The organism is Streptomyces sp. NPDC050121 (assembly GCF_044460385.1).
GTDB lineage: Bacteria > Actinomycetota > Actinomycetes > Streptomycetales > Streptomycetaceae > Streptomyces > Streptomyces soliscabiei.
The window spans coordinates 405618-423791 of the sequence record NZ_JBITJV010000003.1; the positions used below are offsets into that span (position 1 = coordinate 405618).

Annotated in this window: 17 protein-coding genes; 6 read left to right on the forward strand and 11 right to left on the reverse strand. The window is 68.8% G+C overall.

Going from position 1 to position 18174, the window contains the following annotated elements; genetic code table 11:
- Nucleotides 1-65: 65 nt before the first annotated feature.
- The 4 genes from ACIBTS_RS06580 to ACIBTS_RS06595 all read left to right on the forward strand — a co-directional run bounded on the left by ACIBTS_RS06580 (nucleotide 66) and on the right by ACIBTS_RS06595 (nucleotide 3227).
- On the forward strand, nucleotides 66-1580 hold the full coding sequence (locus ACIBTS_RS06580; RefSeq protein WP_399317036.1) for an alpha-N-arabinofuranosidase: 1515 nt from the start codon (nucleotides 66-68) through the stop codon (nucleotides 1578-1580).
- A 62-nt stretch (nucleotides 1581-1642) separates the two neighbouring features.
- Nucleotides 1643-1906: a hypothetical protein gene (locus tag ACIBTS_RS06585; RefSeq protein ID WP_399317038.1), complete on the forward strand. Its 264-nt coding sequence runs from the start codon at nucleotides 1643-1645 to the stop codon at nucleotides 1904-1906.
- Nucleotides 1907-1933: 27 nt separating this feature from the next.
- Complete coding sequence (locus ACIBTS_RS06590) at nucleotides 1934-2395, forward strand: RrF2 family transcriptional regulator (protein ID WP_399317039.1); 462 nt, start codon at nucleotides 1934-1936, stop codon at nucleotides 2393-2395.
- A gap of 181 nt (nucleotides 2396-2576) precedes the next feature.
- Entirely contained in the window at nucleotides 2577-3227 is a 651-nt protein-coding gene (locus tag ACIBTS_RS06595; protein WP_399317042.1) for a DUF4360 domain-containing protein, read from the forward strand.
- A 17-nt stretch (nucleotides 3228-3244) separates the two neighbouring features.
- Here the strand turns inward: ACIBTS_RS06595 and ACIBTS_RS06600 are convergent, their stop codons facing one another.
- Both ACIBTS_RS06600 and ACIBTS_RS06605 read right to left on the reverse strand, forming a co-directional pair.
- Nucleotides 3245-3487, reverse strand: coding sequence for a DUF397 domain-containing protein (locus tag ACIBTS_RS06600; RefSeq protein WP_399317044.1), 243 nt, complete (start codon nucleotides 3485-3487; stop codon nucleotides 3245-3247).
- Nucleotides 3484-4305, reverse strand: a complete 822-nt coding sequence (locus ACIBTS_RS06605) for a helix-turn-helix domain-containing protein (protein WP_399317045.1) — start codon at nucleotides 4303-4305, stop codon at nucleotides 3484-3486. Before ACIBTS_RS06605 ends, ACIBTS_RS06600 begins: the two co-directional genes overlap by 4 nt.
- Before the next feature lie 126 nt (nucleotides 4306-4431).
- On the opposite strand from ACIBTS_RS06605, the gene ACIBTS_RS06610 reads away from it, so the two are divergent.
- Nucleotides 4432-4902, forward strand: coding sequence for an ATP-binding protein (locus tag ACIBTS_RS06610; RefSeq protein ID WP_399317047.1), 471 nt, complete (start codon nucleotides 4432-4434; stop codon nucleotides 4900-4902).
- Between the two features lie 23 nt (nucleotides 4903-4925).
- Here the strand turns inward: ACIBTS_RS06610 and ACIBTS_RS06615 are convergent, their stop codons facing one another.
- On the reverse strand, nucleotides 4926-6044 hold the full coding sequence (locus ACIBTS_RS06615) for a terpene synthase (protein WP_399317049.1): 1119 nt from the start codon (nucleotides 6042-6044) through the stop codon (nucleotides 4926-4928).
- Between the two features lie 516 nt (nucleotides 6045-6560).
- On the opposite strand from ACIBTS_RS06615, the gene ACIBTS_RS06620 reads away from it, so the two are divergent.
- Nucleotides 6561-7532 (forward strand): arabinan endo-1,5-alpha-L-arabinosidase, encoded by a 972-nt coding sequence (locus ACIBTS_RS06620; RefSeq protein WP_399317051.1) that lies wholly within the window; start codon nucleotides 6561-6563, stop codon nucleotides 7530-7532.
- Between the two features lie 19 nt (nucleotides 7533-7551).
- Here the strand turns inward: ACIBTS_RS06620 and ACIBTS_RS06625 are convergent, their stop codons facing one another.
- The 8 genes from ACIBTS_RS06625 to ACIBTS_RS06660 form a co-directional block, all read right to left on the reverse strand.
- A complete protein-coding gene (locus ACIBTS_RS06625; protein ID WP_399317052.1) occupies nucleotides 7552-9327 on the reverse strand; it encodes a pyridoxal phosphate-dependent aminotransferase in 1776 nt (591 codons plus the stop codon).
- Between the two features lie 162 nt (nucleotides 9328-9489).
- On the reverse strand, nucleotides 9490-10536 hold the full coding sequence (locus tag ACIBTS_RS06630) for an aldose epimerase family protein (protein WP_399317053.1): 1047 nt from the start codon (nucleotides 10534-10536) through the stop codon (nucleotides 9490-9492).
- A gap of 69 nt (nucleotides 10537-10605) precedes the next feature.
- Nucleotides 10606-11850 carry a multiple monosaccharide ABC transporter permease gene (mmsB, locus tag ACIBTS_RS06635; RefSeq protein WP_399317055.1) on the reverse strand — a complete coding sequence of 415 codons (1245 nt, stop codon included), beginning with the start codon at nucleotides 11848-11850 and terminating at the stop codon, nucleotides 10606-10608.
- Nucleotides 11847-13397 carry a multiple monosaccharide ABC transporter ATP-binding protein gene (mmsA, locus tag ACIBTS_RS06640; RefSeq protein ID WP_319673787.1) on the reverse strand — a complete coding sequence of 517 codons (1551 nt, stop codon included), beginning with the start codon at nucleotides 13395-13397 and terminating at the stop codon, nucleotides 11847-11849. Before mmsA ends, mmsB begins: the two co-directional genes overlap by 4 nt.
- Nucleotides 13398-13427: 30 nt before the next feature.
- Entirely contained in the window at nucleotides 13428-14534 is a 1107-nt protein-coding gene (gene chvE, locus ACIBTS_RS06645) for a multiple monosaccharide ABC transporter substrate-binding protein (protein WP_399317057.1), read from the reverse strand.
- Nucleotides 14535-14678: 144 nt separating this feature from the next.
- On the reverse strand, nucleotides 14679-15650 hold the full coding sequence (locus tag ACIBTS_RS06650; protein ID WP_399317059.1) for a hypothetical protein: 972 nt from the start codon (nucleotides 15648-15650) through the stop codon (nucleotides 14679-14681).
- A gap of 129 nt (nucleotides 15651-15779) precedes the next feature.
- Complete coding sequence (locus tag ACIBTS_RS06655; protein WP_399317060.1) at nucleotides 15780-16784, reverse strand: zinc-binding dehydrogenase; 1005 nt, start codon at nucleotides 16782-16784, stop codon at nucleotides 15780-15782.
- The gene (locus ACIBTS_RS06660; protein WP_319340068.1) at nucleotides 16781-17938 is read right to left on the reverse strand and encodes a mandelate racemase/muconate lactonizing enzyme family protein; all 1158 of its coding nucleotides are present in this window, start codon (nucleotides 17936-17938) and stop codon (nucleotides 16781-16783) included. The genes ACIBTS_RS06655 and ACIBTS_RS06660 overlap by 4 nt, the downstream gene beginning before the upstream one ends.
- Between the last annotated feature and the right edge of the window lie 236 nt (nucleotides 17939-18174).

Sequence of the window (18174 nt, forward strand, 5' to 3'; positions counted from 1 at the left end):
CCAGCCCCCACCCACCCACCCGCACCCGCCAAGGAATCAAGAACCACCCATCCTGAAAGGCGTTCATGAGCACGACGGCCCGCTTCACCCTCGACCCCGCCTTCGCCATCGGCGAAGTAAACCCCCGCCTCTTCGGCAGCTTCGTGGAACACCTCGGCCGCTGCGTGTACACCGGCATCTTCGAACCGGACCACCCCACCGCGGACGCGGAAGGCCTCCGCCAGGACGTCCTGGACCTGGTCCGCGAACTCGGCGTCACCGCCGTCCGCTACCCCGGCGGCAACTTCGTCTCCGGGTACAAGTGGGAAGACTCGGTGGGTCCCGCCGAATCGCGCCCCCGCCGTCTCGACCTCGCCTGGCACTCGACGGAGACGAACCGCTTCGGACTCTCCGAGTACATCGGCTTCCTCCGCAAGATAGGCCCCCAGGCAGAGCCGATGATGGCCGTCAACCTGGGCACGAGGGGCGTCGCCGAGGCCCTGGAACTCCAGGAGTACGCCAACCACGCAGAGGGCACCGCACTCTCCGAGCAGCGCATCGCCCACGGCGACAAGGACCCCTTCGGCATCGGACTGTGGTGCCTCGGCAACGAGATGGACGGCCCCTGGCAGACCGGCCACAAGACGGCCGAGGAGTACGGCCGGATCGCCGCCGAGACGGCCCGCGCGATGCGCCAGATCGACCCGAAGGTCGAACTCGTCGCCTGCGGCTCCTCCAGCCAGTCCATGCCGACCTTCGCCGAATGGGAGGCCACGGTCCTGAACGAGACGTACGACCTGGTCGACTACATCTCCCTGCACGCCTACTACTGGCCCGAGAACGGCGACATCGACTCCTTCCTCGCCTCAGCCGTCGACATGGAGTCGTTCATCGACAACGTCGTCGCGACCGCCGACCATGTGGGCGCACGGCTGAAGTCGAAGAAGAAGATCAACCTGTCCTTCGACGAGTGGAACGTCTGGTACCTGCCCGAGTGGGAGGAGCACGCCAAGACGCTGACCGACTGGCCCGAGGCCCCCCGCCTGCTGGAGGACAACTACAGCGTCACCGACGCCGTCGTCTTCGGTTCCCTCCTCATCGGACTGCTCCGGCACGCCGACCGCGTCACCGTCGCCTGTCTCGCCCAGCTCGTCAACGTCATCGCGCCGATCATGACCGAGCCGGGCGGCCCGGCGTGGCGGCAGACCACGTTCTTCCCGTTCGCGCAGGCCTCGCGGTACGGCCGGGGCACGGTCCTCGACGTCCGGGTGGACTCGCCGACGTACGAGACGCGCAAGTACGGCGAGACGGATCTGCTGCACGCGACGGCCGTCCGCGCCGAGGACGGCACGGTCACCGTCTTCGCCGTCAACCGCAGCCGGACCGACGCGCTGCCCCTCGAAGTCGCCCTGAACGGCCTCGACCTGACGAACGTCGTCGAGCACAGCGTGCTCGCGGACGCCGACCCGGACGCCCGCAACACCCTCGCCGACCCCGAGCGGGTCACCCCGCACGCGGCCGAGGGCACGGCGCTGACGGCCGACGGCACGCTGACGGCGACACTGGAACCGCTGTCCTGGAACGTGATCAGACTGGCGTAGGGCTTGCGCGTCGAGTGTGCAGTCGCTTCCGATCAGTGCTCGGTTGGCTGCACACTGGCGTCATGAACCGTCCGGGCCTGGCGGCACGGTGGGCGGGCAGGCTCCTGTGCTGGACCTTGGCCGCAGCCATGGCGTCCGCCGCCGTCGAAGCCGTCGTCAAGCCGGGCGCCGGCTGGTGGCGCACGGCCTGGCTCCTGCCCTGGTACCTGGTCCCCGTCTGGGCCCTGCTGTGGGCGGCGCTGCGGGCACGGGAGAAACGAACGACCGGCGCGGGCCGCCCCGGTGCCGACGAGAACGTGCCGACGGACTACGACGAGATCGCCTGACCTCACACGGGACCCCACAATGGGCGCATGAGGATCTCGGCGCGGGCGGACTACGCGGTGCGGGCGGTACTGGAGCTTGCCGTACGGCAGGGCGGTGGGGACCCGGTGAAGGCGGAGTCGATCGCCGCCGAGCAGGACATTCCGCACAAGTTCCTGGAGGGCATCCTCGGCGACCTGCGGCGCGGCGGGATCGTCGACAGCCGGCGCGGCGGAGGCGGCGGCTACCGGCTGGCCCGCGACCCGGCGGCGATCACGGTCGCGGACGTGATCAGGGCGGTGGACGGCCCGATCGTCTCCGTACGCGGCGAACGTCCGACGGGACTGACCTACACGGGCTCCGCGCAGCCGCTGCTGCCGCTGTGGATCGCGCTGCGGGCGAACGTGCGGCGGATCCTGGAGGGCGTCACGATCGCCGACATCGCGGCGGACGCGCTGCCGACTCCGGTGAGGGAGCTGGCGGCGGAACCGGCAGCGTGGGAGAACCCGTAGCCCGCGGTGGGCCCGGTGGCCCGGTGGTCGGGTGGCCCGGTGGTCGGGTGGTGTGAACGGGACTGGGTGAATGGCCGGAGTTCGACCTGGGCGTGCCCCGGTGGCCTCCCTACGATGCGAGCGCCCCCCCAGTTCTTCACAGGAACTCCACAGGCGTTCCGTTGAACCAAGGAGAATCACCATGGCAAGTGGGCTGCTCCTGGGCGGCGCGGTCGCCGCGCTCCTCACCGCGGCGATACCCGCGCACAACTCGTCCCCCGTCTTCGACAACCCGCCCCCGGACAAGATCGTCATCGACGTCGCCACGGTGAACGGCTCCGGCTGTCCCGCCGGTACCGCGGCCGTCGCCGTCTCCGAGGACAACACCGCCTTCACGGTGACCTACAGCGACTACCTCGCCCAGGTGGGCGGCGGCTCCAACCCCACGGCGTTCCGCAAGAACTGCCAGCTCAACCTGATCGTGCACGTGCCGTCGGGCTTCACGTACGCCATCGCCAAGGCGGACTACCGCGGTTACGCCTCACTGCAGTCCGGCGCGAGCGCCGTGCAGCGGGCCTCGTACTACTTCCAGGGCTCGTCGCAGACGGTGTTCAAGAACCACAACTTCAACGGCTCGTACAGCGACAACTGGCAGGCGACCGACACCACCGACTGGGCCCAACTGGTCTGGGCGCCCTGCGGAGTTCAGCGCAACTTCAACATCAACACCGAACTCCGGGTCAACGCGGGCACGTCACCGTCGAGCAAGGTCAGCTTCATGACCATGGACTCGACCGACGGCGACCTCAGCACCATCTACCACATGGCCTGGAAGGAGTGCCCCGGCAAGTAGTCCGGCCCTCCCGGGTCTCACCCCGCCGCGTGGGCCACGAAGTCGGCCCAGGCGGCGGGGGAGAGGGCAAGACTCGGCCCGCTCTTGTTCTTGGAGTCACGGACGTGGATCCGGGCGGGGCAGGTGGCGACCTCGATGCAGTCGTCCCCCGACGCGCTGCTGTAGCTGGACTTGCGCCAGGCCAGGGCGACCTCGACACAGTCCCCGTCGCCACTGCTGCTGTAACTGCTCTTGAACCAAGCCAGTTCGGACGCGTTCATTGGTCTCCTCGCATCTGCCGCAACAGGCTCGCGGAGTCTCCGGGAGTAAGAGCCTGTGAACGCATCCTGGCATAGCGCATGTGGAGGAGGCTGATCTCTTTCGGGTCGGCGACGAGCAGACCGCCCCGCTGTCCCTCGCAGTAGGCGAACCACTTGTTCTTCGGCGTCTCCAGCAGCTGTACCGGACCGGCGAGCCCCGCATGCGACTCCTGGATCGTCGGCATGATCTGGATCTCCACGTTCCGCAACGTACCGATCTCCAGCAAGTGCTCGATCGCCTCACCCGTGACCTCTGCCCCGCCGGTTCGGCGCCGTAATACGTGCTCCTCGATGATGAAACTGAACGCGGTGTTCGGCCGCTCCCGCAGCAACCGCTGGCGCTCGGCTCGCGCAGCCCACTTGATCTCGATTTCCTCGTCGTCCAGCGGCGGCAGTTGCTCGGTGAACAGCGCTCGCGCATACGCCTCTGTCTGCAGCAGCCCTGGAACCATCCGGCACTCGTACGTATAGAGCGTGATCGCCATCTTCTCCAGCTGAGCCCACCGGCGGAACCAAGCCGCCAGACCCGGCTGCCGCTCCAAGTAGCCCGCCGCGCTCCTCAACGCCCCCGTGTTCCCCAGTGCCCCCTCCGCCGCCTCGACGAAGTCCTCGTCCGGCATGCGGCGTCCCAACTCCACGGAGGCCACCGTGTGTTTGGAGAAGCCGACCCTGCTGCCGAACTCCTCCCTGCTCAGCCCGTGATGTACGCGCAACGCCTGGACCACCGCCCCGAACGTTCGCATACTGTCCGACGACTCGGGCTCACCGTCGACCACCATGGTCACCTCCCGCACTTATCGTCACGGTCGGTCACCGGTACTGTCCAGTCCGTCACCGCGTACGCTCACGCGCTGTACGCGGACGCCACCTGGAGATTCGGTCTCCGTGCCCGCCACATTGGCCCCATGACAGCACCACACCAACCCCTGCTCACCGTACGTGTGTTCACCCAGCGTCTCAGTGCGACGCCCCGCGGCGCCCGCCTGGCAAGGCGTCTCGCGCTGCATCAGCTCCACGCCTGGGGCATCCCGCACGGCACGGACGTCTCCGACGCGGTCGCGACGATCGTCGCCGAGCTGGCCGCCAACGCCGTCACCCACGGGCGGGTGCCCGGACGGGACTTCGAGCTGCGGCTCTCCTTTCCGCCCGGAAGTGTCCGGGTCGAGGTGACCGACACGCGCAGTGGGCCGCGTCCGCCCGGACCCGGTGCCGTACCCGCACCGCATCCCCTCGACGAGACCGGCCGCGGACTGCTCCTCGTCGACGCGCTCGCCGCCCGCTGGGAGGTGGTGGACCGGGAGCCGCCGCCGGGCAAGACCGTGCGCGTCGAGGTCGACGTGCCGGGCCGGCTCGCCCTCGCCAAGAAAGCGCCCTGATCTCCTCCGGGTTCCGGGTGGGTTCACGCGACCGCCGTGGCCGGGTCGTGCCGGTCGCCGCAGTGGCGGCAGACGCCGGTCGCGGCGGCCGAGGAGCGCGCGTCGGCCGTGAGCCGGTCGTGGGTGGAACCCAGCGGCCCCGTCCTGGGGGTGGGGCGTCCCGCGCGGTTATTGTGGCGCCCGGTGAGGGTGTGCCATTCGAGGTTTCCCCGCATCCAGTGCCGCAGGCCGGTGAGGTAGCGGGTGAGTTCGGGCGAGGCGTCGCGCCCGACTTCGGGTTCCAGACGCAGATAGTCGCGCATGAGGTCGTCGTGGAGCTCACCGGTCGCGCGCATGCTGCGTTCGATGGACCAGCCGTGGCGTGCTGCGAGCACGGTGGGCAGGCTGTGACTTCCTATGTCGGCGCTCTCCTTGGCGACCGAGTACAGGTCGTTGACCAGCATGATCATGAGGGAGGCGGCGAGGGACAGGTCGCGGACGCCGGGCGTTTCCCAGTCCCGGACGGACAGTTCGTAGCCGCCGACGACGTCGATGAGGACCAGACACGCCATGCCCCCGTTGTACTTGCGATGAGCCAGGTACTCCGCGGGTTCGGGTATGTGCCCGGCGATACGCCAGGAGTTTTCGGCCGCCATCGCGAGGAAGGTGGCGATCGTCTCGTGGCGCAGTCGGCCCACTTGCGCCGGCGCGCCGAGGCGGGTGACGTGTTCCGCGGTCTCGCGGAGCGCACGGGTCACCGGGTCGCCGGCGACGAAGGTCTCGATCGAGGGGCAGTCGGGCAGTCGGGGGCCGTTCTCCAGCGCGGTGAGCGCGCCCGCGAGCCGGGAGGCGCTCATGGCGAGATGGACGCCTTCGATGCCCTCGTCGCAGTAGTGGTCGTCCGCGGCGAACAGGGCGGTCATGTTGCGGGCCGCGAGCATCAGGTGATCGTGGTCGACCGCATCAGGGTGCGTCAGCGCGGCGAACGTGCCGAACCGGTATCCGTCCAGCTCGTTCCGCTGCCCCGGGAAGAGATCGAGGCTGAGCGCCCAGGCAACGATGTCGTCGTCCGCCTTGCGAGCCGCCGACTCGTCGTACGTGACCGGAAACGGGCACAACACACTCGGCACTGACAGTTCCCGCGTGCATGTGTCGCTATTCATGCATCTCATGGTGCGGTGTGAGGGCACTTCGGGGAATGGCTGGTTCTGGCCACAACATCGTTGCCTCGCAAGCCATTTCGCCTCACAGCAGCATCGGCCGTTGCTGTCACAGGGGAGTTCATACCCCATCGGGCCGGGTGGCCGCGCCGGTTCAAGGGCACGTTTCGGCAATGCGGCGGGGCCTGGTAAAAGTGCGCCTGACAAGGTCGCTTCGCCGGCCTGGGCGATCGTCGGCCACCTCGGAGGCGTCGTAAAACCCGCCTGTCCGAAACTGGTTGGCCGAACGCCGACTGGACGCCACCACAGTTGAGGTGACGCCCAGTCAGACGCAGCGAAAGGGATCGCCGGGCGACTGTCAGGACAACAGCTTGATCGCCTGGCCGTCCGGTTCTCGAAGACTTTCGAGTGACCGCGCGGGCCGTTGACGCGCAAGGGGTTCGATTCTACGGTCCGGTCCGATGACGCGACTGCTGTTCGACATCGCGAACGGTGGGCCCCCACTGAAGGAGCGTCCGTATGAGCCGTACCTCGCGCAGGGCCGCGCTGCTGGCCGTTCCGGCCGCGATTGTGCTCGCCCTGACCCCCACCGCCGCCTTCGCCTACCCCAACCCCGGCACGGTCACCGGGTCGACGGTCGTGCACGACCCGACCATGATCCGTACCTCCGCCGGCCGCTACCTGCTCTACGCCACCGGCGGCGGCCTCGCCTACCGCACCTCCACCGACCGCACCGCGTTCAGCGCGGGCGGCGACGCCTTCGCCACGAAGCCGGGCTGGTGGTCGTCGTACGGGGCGACGGAGGCCTGGGCGCCCGACATCTCGCACCAGGGCGGCAAGTACCTCATGTACTACGCCGTTTCGACCTTCGGCTCCAACAAGTCCGCGATCGGACTGGCCGGTTCGACGACCGGACTCCCCGGCTCCTGGACCGACTACGGCGCCGTCTACACCTCCACCGCCTCCAGCGACTACAACGCCATCGACCCGAACCTCTTCGTGGACGACGACGGCAAGTGGTGGCTGTCGTTCGGGAGTTGGTGGACGGGCATCAAGATGATCCGCATCGACCCGGCGACCGGCAAACAGCTCGCCTCCGACACCGCCCGCCGCTCGATCGCCGCCCGCCCCACCGGGACGAAGGCCGTCGAGGCGCCGTACATCGTCAAGCGGAACGGGTACTACTACCTCTTCGCCTCGTACGACACCTGCTGTGCCGGCACCAGCTCGACCTACAAGGTCAAGGTCGGCCGCGCCACCGGCGTCACCGGGCCGTACTACGACAGGAACGGCGTCGCGATGACCGGCAACGGCGGCACCCCGGTGCTGGAGTCGCACGGACGCTACATCGGCCCCGGCGGCCAGTCGATCATGCACGACACCGACGGCGACCTGATCGTCTACCACTACTACGACGGGAACGACAACGGCACGCCCAAGCTGGGCATCAACCTGTTGAACTGGAACACCGGCTGGCCCGTCGCCTACTGACCCGACCCCGGCCCGCCGCTCAGCCGGCCTGTCCCATCCCCGCCGCGTTCGGCCAGCTCTGGGCGTTGGGCCAGCCGGTGGCCGCCGCGGGGGAGAGGCCGTTGGTGCCGCGGACCTGGGCGGCGGTGAGGCCGCCGCGGGCCGGAACGCCGGTGGGGGTGGGCCCCATCGGCGGGGCGGCGGGCGCCATCGCGGGTGACATGGCCGCCGGCGCCATCGCGGGCGCCATGGCCGCCGGCGTCATGGCGGGTGACATGGCCGCAGGCGTCATGGCGGGTGACATGGCGGCGGGCGCCATCGCCGGGGCCATGGCCGCGGGTGCCATCGCGGGGGACATGGCCGCAGGCGACATCGCCGCCGCCGGAGCCATCGGCGGAGCCGCCGCCGGCACGGGGGCGGGAGCCGGGGCAGGGGCCGGTGCGGGTACCGGCTGGGGGAAGATCTGCGCGGCCGCCGGCATCGGCATGCCCGCCCCGTCGGACGGAGACGGCTGCGCCGCCGGAGCGGGCATCGCCGGGGCAGCCGCGGCCGCGGCCGCGACCAGCCCCGGCGCCGGCATGCCCATGGCCTGAGCGGCAAGGCCCTGCATGCCCGCCCCGTTGGTGACCAGCCGGTCCACCGCCGCCGTGCCCGAGCTGTAGCCGGCGCCGGCGCTCAGCTCGGGCACGGGAGCTCCCCTCCTGGTCCCATAGAGCACCTGTTCCAGGCCGGACACCAGGCGACGCACGTCCACCTGGGGGCGCACCACGAGCCTCAGGAAGCGGCTGGAGGAGCCGATCTTGTTTCCGCACTCGCGGACCAGGATGCGGTGCTCGGCGAGGAGCCGGTCGCGGACCACGGTGCCCTCGGCGCCGACGGGAAGGCGTACGAAGAGGAAGTTCCCCTGGGAGGGGTAGACCGTCAGGCCCGGCAGCGCGCTGAGCTGGCTCGCCATGTCGAGGCGGTCGCGGCGGATCTGCATCAGGCTCTGCGCGTACTCGGCGCCGTGGTTCTTGAGGATGAACACCACGTGTTCCGCGAAGGAGTTGAGGTTCCACTTCGGGAGCATCGAGCGGACCTTGCCCGCAAGCGCCGGGTTGGCGACCAGGTAGCCGAAGCGGATGCCGTGCAGGCCGAAGTTCTTGCCCAGGCTGCGCAGCACGATCACGTTCGGCCGGAGCATGGCCTCCTGGACGACGCTCGGCTCGGCCTCCGCGTCCGCGAACTCCAGGAACGACTCGTCGATGACGACCAGGTCCAGGTCGGCCATCGCGTCCATGAACTGCACGATCGCGTGCTTGTGCAGAAAGCCGCCGTCGGGGTTGTTCGGGTTGCAGATCACGGCGGCACGGGTGCCGCGGGCGCGGATGAACTCGGCGTACTGGGCCAGGTCCAGGGCGAAGCCGCTGGACTCCTGGAGCGGGAACATGTCGACCCGCTTGCCGGTCTCCATGGGCTGGTCGGTCCAGCGGCCGAAGGTGGGGACGGGAACGGCGAGGGACTCACGGACCAGCAGATGGTCGATCCAGGTGATCAGCTCGGTCGAGCCGTTGCCCATCGCCACGGCCTGCGGCGGAAGCTGGAGCAGACTGCACAGCTCGGCGGTGATCGTGTCGGCGCTGCTCGGGTAGTAGGTGATGATGTCGCGCAGCCGGGCGGCCATCTCGTCGAACATGGCCGGCGTCGGGAAGTACGGGTTGCACGGGATGCAGAAGTCCACCGGGCCGACACCCTCGCCGCCCTCGCGAGTCAGCGCCGCCATCGACGGGCTGTGCGCCGCGGTGTTGCGGAACAACGAGGAGACGTTGTCGGCCATGGAACCTCCGTATGGGGCGGGCCCGGCGGGGACGACCGGGCCCGTCGTCATTGGGTGGCCCGCGCGGGGGAGCGCGGGCCACCGGTAGATACGAAGACGGGGGTGACGCCGTTCAACCGTTGGGAAATCGGTAAGAACTTGTGGGTCGTCTGTGAAGGCGGATCAGGTTTCGAACGTGTGGATCGTGGTCGTCCGGTATGTCTGCCCGGGGCGCAGCACCGTCGAGGGGAACGACGGCTGGTTCGGCGAGTCCGGGAAGGCTTGCGTCTCCAGGCAGACGGCGTCGCCCTGACGGTAGGTGCGGCCGCCGGTGCCGGTGAGGGTGCCGTCGAGGAAGTTGCCCGAGTAGAACTGCAGCCCCGGCTGGTCGGTGGCGATCTTCAGGGTGCGGCCGGAGCGCGGGTCGCGCAGGGTGGCCACATGCACCGGCTCGGCGGTGACGCCCTTGTCCAGGACCCAGTTGTGGTCGTAGCCCTTGGCCTGGATCTGCTGGACGTGGCCGGCCCGCAGGTCGCGGCCGATCGTCTTCGGCTCGCGGAAGTCGAAGGGGGTGCCCGCGACCTCGGCGAGTTCGCCCGTGGGGATCAGGCCCGCGTCGGTGGGGGTGTAGCGGGAGGCGGCGATCGTCAGCTCGTGGTCCTCGATCGTGCCGCTGCCCTCGCCGGCCAGGTTCCAGTAGACGTGGTTGGTGAGGTTGACGACGGTGGCCCTGTCGGTGGTGGCCTCGTAGTCGATGCGCCACTCGCCGCGCTCGGTGAGGGTGTACGTCACCTTCGCCGTGAGCGTGCCCGGGAAGCCCATCTCGCCGTCGGCGCTGGTGCGGTGCAGATACAGGCCGACGTCGGAGCCCTCGGTGAACGGCTCCACGTCCCACACGTGCCGGTCGTAGCCCTGGGCGCCGCCGTGCAGGCTGTTGGCGCCGTCGTTGACGTCGACCTGGTGGGCCTCGCCGTCCAGGGTGAACCCGCCCTCGCGGATCCGGTTGCCGTAGCGGCCGATCAGCGCGCCGAAGTACGGGGAGTTCGCGACGTACTCCTCGACGGTGTCGAAGCCGAGCGAGATGTTCGCGTGCCGGCCGGCCGCGTCCGGGACCTGAAGGGACTGCACGATCCCGCCGTAGGAGAGGACCTTCAGGCGGGTCCCGCCGTTCTCCAGCGTCCAGCTGTGGATCTCCGTGCCGTCGGCGAGTGTGCCGAAGAGCGTCTTCACGGGCTTTCTCTGCCTTCCTCATGCGAAGGGCCCCGCCTTCCGGCGGGGCCCGATCCGGATCCGTGAAACCTACGAGCCGGACTTGCGCTTGTTCCACACGTCGAAGCCGACGGCCGCGAGCAGGGCCAGGCCCTTGATGACCTGCTGCCAGTCGGTGCCGACGCTGAGGAGGTTCATGCCGTTGTTCAGCACACCGAGAACGAGACCACCGATGATGGCGCCGAGGACGGTGCCCACACCGCCGCTCATGGACGCGCCGCCGATGAACGACGAGGCGATCGCCTCGAGTTCGAAGCTGAGGCCCGCCTTCGGCGAGGCCGCGTTCAGACGGGCGGCGACCACCAGACCCGCCAGGGCCGCGAGCGCGCCCATGTTCAGGAAGATGAGGAAGGTGACCTTCTTGTCCTTGATGCCCGACAGCTTCGCCGCCGGGAGGTTGCCGCCGATCGCGTAGATGTGCCGGCCGAAGACGGCGTTGCGCATGACGTAGCCGTAGCCGACGACCAGCGCGCCGAGGATGATCAGGATGATCGGCGCGCCCTTGTAGCTGGCGAGCAGCATCGTGACGGCGAGGACCGCGGCGGAGATGGCGACGAGCTTCAGCAGGAAGAGGTTCGTGGGCGCCACGTCCAGGGAGAACTCCTGCTGACGCTTGCGGTCGCGGACCTCCTGGAGGATCACGAACGCGAGCAGGACGAAGCCCAGCAGCAGCGTGAGGTTGTGGTAGTTGGTGTCCGGGCCGACCTCCGGCAGGAAGCCGTTGCCCATCTTCTGCAGACCGTCCGGGAACGGGCCGAGCGTCTGGCCCTTCAGGAACATCTCCGTCAGACCGCGGAAGATCAGCATGCCCGCGAGGGTGACGATGAAGGAGGGTATGCCGAGGTAGGCGATCAGGAAGCCCTGTGCCGCGCCGGCGGCCGCGCCGATCGCCAGGCACAGCACCAGCGCGAGCGGCCACGCCACACCGTGCTGCACGGTCAGTACGGCCGCGAAGGCGCCCGTGAACGCCGTCACCGAACCGACCGACAGGTCGATGTGGCCGGCGATGATCACCAGCATCATGCCGATCGCGAGGATCAGGATGTAGCTGTTCTGCAGGACCAGGTTGGAGACGTTGCGCGGCAGCAGCAGGTCGCCGCCGGTCCACACCTGGAAGAGGATCACGAGCAGGCCGAGCGCGATCAGCATGCCGTACTGGCGCATGTTGCTGCGCAGGCCGTTCAGCACCAGCTGCAGCAGCCCGCCGCCGGAGGCGGAGCCTCCGCTCTTCTCCGGCGGCGCGTCCGCCGGGCTCTTGGTCACGTCCGTGCTCATCGCGTTACCTCTTTGTCCTTCGTCATCTGGCGCATCAGCACTTCCTGCGTGGCCTCGGCCCGCGGGAACTCGCCCGTGAGCCGTCCGGCGGCCATGGTGTAGATGCGGTCGCACATGCCGAGCAGTTCCGGCAGCTCGGAGGAGATGAAGACGACCGCCTTGCCCTGGGCGGCCAGCTGGTCGATCACCGTGTAGATCTCGAACTTGGCGCCGACGTCGATACCGCGCGTCGGCTCGTCCAGGATCAGCACATCGGGACCGGCGAAGATCCACTTGCTGAGGACGACCTTCTGCTGGTTGCCGCCGGACAGCTTGCCCACCGGCTCGAAGACGGTCGGCGCCTTGATGTTCATGGACTTGCGGTAGCCCTCGGCGACCTGCCGCTCCTCCTGCTCGTCGACCACGCCCCGCTTGGCGACCTTTTTCAGGGCGGTCAGCGAGATGTTGCGGTTGATCGTGTCGATGAGGTTGAGGCCGTAGTGCTTGCGGTCCTCGGTGACGTACGCGATCCCGTGGCCGATCGCCTCGGCGACCGTCTTCGTGCGGATCTCCTTGCCGTCCTTGAGGACCGTCCCGCCCGCGTGCCGGCCGTAGGTGCGCCCGAAGACGCTCATGGCGAGCTCGGTGCGGCCGGCGCCCATGAGGCCGGCGATGCCGACGATCTCCCCGCGGCGCACCTGGATCGACACGTCGTCGACCACCTTGCGCTGCTGGTCGATCGGGTGGTGCACGGTCCAGTCGCGGATCTCCAGGGCCGGGGCCGCGTCCTTCTCCGCCTCGTGCGGGGTGCGCTCGGGGAAGCGGTGGTCGAGGTCGCGGCCGACCATGCCGCTGATGATCCGGTCCTCGGTCGTCTCCGCCGACTTCACGTCGAGCGTCTCGATGGTGTGCCCGTCGCGGATGATCGTCACCGAGTCCGCGACCTTGCGGATCTCGTTGAGCTTGTGGGAGATGATGATCGAGGTGATGCCCTGCTTCTTCAACTCCAGGATGAGATCCAGGAGTTTGCCGCTGTCCTCGTCGTTCAGGGCCGCCGTCGGCTCATCCAGGATGAGCAGCTTCACCTTCTTCGACAGGGCCTTGGCGATCTCCACGAGCTGCTGCTTGCCCACGCCGATGTCGGCGACGCGGGTCTCCGGGTGGTCGCTGAGACCGACCCGGCGCAGCAGCTCCGTGGCGTGCCGCAGGGTCTCCCGCCAGTCGATGAACCCGCCCTTGGCGTGCTCGTTGCCGAGGAAGATGTTCTCCGCCAGGGAGAGGTACGGCGACAGCGCCAGCTCCTGGTGGATGATAACGATGCCGTGCTGCTCGCTTGCCCGGATGTCCTTGAACTGGACGACCTCTCCCTCGAAGAGGATGTCGCCTTCATAGGTTCCGTGCGGATGGACGCCGGAGAGCACCTTCATCAAGGTGGACTTCCCGGCGCCGTTCTCACCGCAAATGGCGTGGACCTCGCCCTGACGGACGGTCAGTGTGACATCCGACAGCGCTTTTACGCCGGGAAAGGTCTTGACGATCGAGCGCATTTCCAGGACGGGTCCCGCCATGGTCGTGCCTTCCAATCCTTAAGGGTCGACTTACTTGAGCTGGTCCGCCGTGTAGTAGCCGCCCTGGACGAGCTCCTTCTCGTAGTTGGTCTTGTCGACGCCGACCGGCTGCAGCAGGTAGGCGGGGACGACCTTGGTGCCGTTGTCGTACGACTTGGTGTCGTTGATCTCGGGCTTCTTGCCGTTGAGGGAGGCGTCGACCATGTCCGTGGCGACCTGGGCGAGCTTGCGCAGGTCCTTGTAGACGGTCATCGACTGCTGGCCCGCGATGATCGACTTCACCGAGGCGAGCTCGGCGTCCTGGCCGGTGACGACCGGCAGCGGCTTGGCCGCGGTGCCGTAGCCGTCCGACTTCAGGGCGGCGATGATGCCGATGGAGATGCCGTCGTAGGGCGAGAGCACCGCGTCGACGCGGCCCTTGGTGTACGCCGAGGTGAGGTTGTCCTCCATGCGCTTCTGGGCGGTGGCGCCGTCCCAGCGCAGGGTGGTGACCTGGGTGAGCTTGGTCTGGCCGGACTTGACCACCAGCTTCTTGCTGTCGATGTACGGCTGGAGCACGCTCATCGCACCGTTGAAGAAGTACTTGGTGTTGTTGTCGTCGTTGGAGCCGGCGAAGAGCTCGATGTTGAACGGACCCTTGCCGCTCGCCAGACCCAGCTTGTCGACGATGTACTGGCCCTGGAGCTTGCCGACCTTCTCGTTGTCGAAGGACGCGTAGTAGTCGACGTTCTTCGTGCCGAGGATCAGACGGTCGTAGGAGATGACCGGGATCTTGGCGTCGGCGGCCTGCTGGAGGACGTTGTTCAGGGACTTGTTGTCGATGGCGGCGACGATCAGCGCCTTGACGCCCTGGGTGATCAGGTTCTCGATCTGGGAGACCTGCTGGTCGGGGTCGTCCTCGCCGAAGACCAGCTTGGTCTTGTAGCCCTTGGCCTTCAGGTCCTTCTCGACGTTGGCGCCGTCGGTGATCCAGCGCTCGGAGGACTTGGTCGGCATCGCGATGCCGATGGTCCCGCCCTTGGAGTCGCCGGCCTTCTCGTCGCTGCCGCCCTCACCGGACTGCCCGCAGGCGGAGAGGGTGAGGGCGAGGGAGGCGGCTCCGGCTATGGCGGCGAGGGCGGCTCTGCGGTTACGCATGATCATCATCCTTGATGTGTGTGCAGGGGATCGGTCTCGCGGTGCCAAGGGCGCTCCCGGCGGTGAGGCCGGGAAGACCGAGAAGAAGATGTGTGGGATTCTGGGTGCCTGTGGTGGCTTCTGTGAAGCGAGGTTTCCGGAACGTTATGACCGGGCGTCGAACCTGTTCAGTTCGCCCGGCAGACGAGAGCCCAGCGGCGCCATGTCGCCGTCCGCTCCGTGCCGCGCGAGCAGGTCGAGGGCGAGCCGTCCGCGCCGCACCCGTTCCCGGGCGGTGGAGAGCGCCAGGTCCCGCATGTGGTGGCCGTACGGGTAGATCCCCGGGGCCTTGGACAGGCCGAACTTCAGATAGAGCGGTGCGCCGCGCCGGATCAGCTCGGCGACCTCGTACATCCGGATGTAGCCGCCGAGATCGTCGGGAGCCTCGATGTACATGTCCATGGGGGCGGCCGACACCCGGCGGATCTCGGTGAGATGGTCCAGCGTCAGGTCGCTGGGGACGTTGATCGAGTCGCCGCCGAGCCTCTCGTACACCGCGTACGAGGCCGGGTTGACGGGGCCGATGAGCGCCGACACCTTCAACGTGGTGTCGGCCGGGATGATGCCCGCCTGGCGGGCGCGGTGCAGCGTCCACAGCACGCCCTCGTCGGCGACGAGAAGGCACTTGACGCCCAACTCCGTGGCCCTAACGGCGTCTTCGACGCATCCGGCGACGGCGTCGTGCCCGCGGGCTCTGAGGCCCCCGCCGCGCGAGTCGGTCCGGGTGGAGCCGCCGATGTCCCAGGTGCCACGCGGCCCGGTGAACAGGCAGAGCTCGATGTCGCGCTCGCCGGTGGCCTCGACCATCTCGGTGATCTCGGCGTCGGAGAGCATCCACACGCCGCTGCCCTGGCTGATCCGGTGGATCGGCACGTCGAGGCGGGAGGCTTCCTTGAGGATGACGGCCAGCGCTTCGGGACCCTCGCACGAGGGGACCTCGGTGCGCCAGCGGCCGCCGCCCGGGAAACTGTGGGCGGAGGCGTCGGCGGGGTCGAGTGCGGGCGCGCCCAGGCCGAGCGTGGTGAGCGCCTGCTCACCGGGTCGACGGGGGGCCGTGGCGGAGGCGTCGGTCGTCACAAGCTGTCCTTCGTGTTCGATATTTCGGACGAGGTTCGCGGCTCAAGGCGTGCGGGGTGCGGGATTGGAATGTACGCCGGTACGGGGGCCGTCAGGTCGCCCCCGTACCGGCGTACGGCTAGGGGTGACCTAAGGCCGGAGCAGCACCTTGCCCACCTTCGGATCGCCGGATCCCACCAGCTCGATGGCCTCGGAGAACGCGGCGAGCGGCAGCTCGTGGGTGACCAGCGGCAGCGGATCCAGCAGACCGGCCCCGAACACCCGAACGGTGTGCGACCAGGCGTCGGGCGGCGCTCCGAAGACGGTGTGCACCTCCAGCTGCCGTACCACCAGGTCCGTCGGGTCGAGCCCGTCGGCGCCCGGCGCCGGGATGCCCGTGAGGACCAGACGTCCGCCACGCCGCAGCAGCGAGGCGGCCGTGCGGGCGGCGGAGGCCGAACCCGCGGTCTCGATGACGACGTCGAAGTCGTCGGGGAGCTCCTGGTGCCGGGTGCGGAAGTCGGTCGCCCCGAACTGCCGGGAAAGCGTCTCCCGGTCGTTGCGGGTGCCCACCACCAGCAGCTCGGCCGGCGAGCCCGCCTTCAGGAACTGGACGGCGAACATGCCCAGGGTGCCGGTGCCGACCACGGCCACCTTCTCGCCGGGCAGCGCGCGCGCCTTGATCGCGGCGGCCGCGATGCAGGCGGCGGGCTCCAGGAGCGCGGCGGCCGTGAGGTCGGCGTCCTCGGGGAGCACATGCAGCAGCCGGGCCGGCAGGGTGAGGGTGGCGGCCATCGCGCCGGGCTGGGTGAAGCCCGTCTCCTCGTAGCCGTCCGTGCACAGCGTCGTCTCGCCCGCGTGGCAGCGGTCGCAGACCTGGCAGTTGCGGAAGCCCTCGCCCACCACCTTGCGGCCGACGAGCGACGACGGGACCCCGGCGCCGACCGCCTCGACCGTCCCGGACCACTCGTGGCCGGGGGTCAGCGGGTAGCGGACGTACCCCTCGGGCCGGTTGCCCTGGTACACCTCGCGGTCGCTGCCGCAGATGCCGGTGGCGTGCACACGCACCAGCGCCTCGCCGGGCTCCGGCTGCCGGGGATCGTGCGGGACGAGCCGATGCTCGCCCGGCGCCTCGACGACGACGGCGGTGCTCACTTGCCGGCCTTGGGCTTGCGCTGCTCCCAGCCCTCGGCCCACAGGTCGAAGCGGGCCTGCTGCTGCGGGAACTCGGCGGCGGCGTCCACGTCCAGCTCGACGCCGAGGCCGGGCTTGTCGGAGAGGTGGAAGTAGCCGTCGATCACCTCGGGCGCGCCCTTGACGACCTTCTTGATCTCCGCGTCCGCGAAGTCGTTGAAGTGTTCAAGGATCTTGAAGTTCGGGGCGGTGAACCCGACCTGGAGGGAGGCCGCGGTCAGGACCGGACCGCCGACGTTGTGCGGGGCGACGAGCATGTAGTGCGTCTCGGCGGTCGCCGCGAGCTTGCGCGTCTCCCAGATGCCGCCGATGTGGCCGACGTCCGGCTGGATGATGTCCACGGCCTGGCTCTCGAAGAGCTCGCGGAACTCGATGCGGTCGTGGATGCGCTCACCGGTGGCGACGGGGATGTCGACCTTGGCGGCGACCTTCTCCAGCGCCTTCAGGTTCTCCGGCGGGCAGGGCTCCTCCAGCCAGGCGGGCTTGAAGGGCGCGAGCTCGTTCGCGAGCCGGACGGCGGTCGCGGGGGAGAAGCGGCCGTGCATCTCCAGCATCAGCTCGGCGTCCGGCCCGATGGCGTCGCGCACGGCCTCGATGAGGGAGACGGCGTACAGGGTCTGCTTGTGGTCCAGCTCGAAGTGGCCGGTGCCGAAGGGGTCGATCTTCAGCGCCTTGTAACCGCGCTCCATGACCCCCTGCGCGGCCTTGTGGTAGGCCTCCGGCGTCCGCTCGGTGGTGTACCAGCCGTTGGCGTACGCCTTGACCTTGTCGGTGACCTTGCCGCCGAGCAGCTGCCAGACCGGCACCCCGAGGGCCTTGCCCTTGATGTCCCAGCAGGCCATCTCGACGACGGCGATGCCGGACATCACGATCTCGCCGGCGCGCCCGTAGTCGCCGTACTTCATCCGGCGGGTGAGGTCCTCGACAGCGAACGGGTCGGAGCCGAGAATGTGGTTGGCCTCGGCCTCCTTCAGGTAGCCGATCAGCGCGTCGGTGTGGCCCAGCATGCGGGTCTCGCCGACACCCGTGATGCCCTCGTCGGTGTGCACCAGGACGTAGGTCAGGTTGCGCCAGGGCGTCCCTACCACGTGAGTGCTGATTCCGGTGATGCGCACGGAAGTTACCCTTCGGCTGTTCGAGATTTCGTCACATGTTCGAAATGCTGGGCAGACAGTAAGTTTCGCGCGACGGGAGTGTCAATGGGTCGAACGAGTAACGGTTTCGACACTTTCGAGGCCCTTGCGAAAGTCGAAGGGTCGGCGGTGTGTGACAGGTCACTCAAGTCGCCGCGCCGGTATGGCCGGTTTCCCACACAACTTTCACAGCCGGGCCTGGGAACGTGACCGTCCGG

Coding starts and splice junctions, on each gene's coding strand:
- ACIBTS_RS06590 (WP_399317039.1), top strand. CDS start 1,934: ATGAGGATCTCGGCGCGGGCGGACTACGCGGTGCGGGCGGTACTGGAG.
- ACIBTS_RS06580 (WP_399317036.1), top strand. CDS start 66: ATGAGCACGACGGCCCGCTTCACCCTCGACCCCGCCTTCGCCATCGGC.
- ACIBTS_RS06620 (WP_399317051.1), top strand. CDS start 6,561: ATGAGCCGTACCTCGCGCAGGGCCGCGCTGCTGGCCGTTCCGGCCGCG.
- ACIBTS_RS06595 (WP_399317042.1), top strand. CDS start 2,577: ATGGCAAGTGGGCTGCTCCTGGGCGGCGCGGTCGCCGCGCTCCTCACC.
- ACIBTS_RS06615 (WP_399317049.1), bottom strand. CDS start 6,044: ATGAATAGCGACACATGCACGCGGGAACTGTCAGTGCCGAGTGTGTTG.
- ACIBTS_RS06610 (WP_399317047.1), top strand. CDS start 4,432: ATGACAGCACCACACCAACCCCTGCTCACCGTACGTGTGTTCACCCAG.
- mmsA (WP_319673787.1), bottom strand. CDS start 13,397: ATGGCGGGACCCGTCCTGGAAATGCGCTCGATCGTCAAGACCTTTCCC.
- chvE (WP_399317057.1), bottom strand. CDS start 14,534: ATGCGTAACCGCAGAGCCGCCCTCGCCGCCATAGCCGGAGCCGCCTCC.
- ACIBTS_RS06605 (WP_399317045.1), bottom strand. CDS start 4,305: ATGGTGGTCGACGGTGAGCCCGAGTCGTCGGACAGTATGCGAACGTTC.
- ACIBTS_RS06585 (WP_399317038.1), top strand. CDS start 1,643: ATGAACCGTCCGGGCCTGGCGGCACGGTGGGCGGGCAGGCTCCTGTGC.
- ACIBTS_RS06625 (WP_399317052.1), bottom strand. CDS start 9,327: ATGGCCGACAACGTCTCCTCGTTGTTCCGCAACACCGCGGCGCACAGC.
- mmsB (WP_399317055.1), bottom strand. CDS start 11,850: ATGAGCACGGACGTGACCAAGAGCCCGGCGGACGCGCCGCCGGAGAAG.
- ACIBTS_RS06600 (WP_399317044.1), bottom strand. CDS start 3,487: ATGAACGCGTCCGAACTGGCTTGGTTCAAGAGCAGTTACAGCAGCAGT.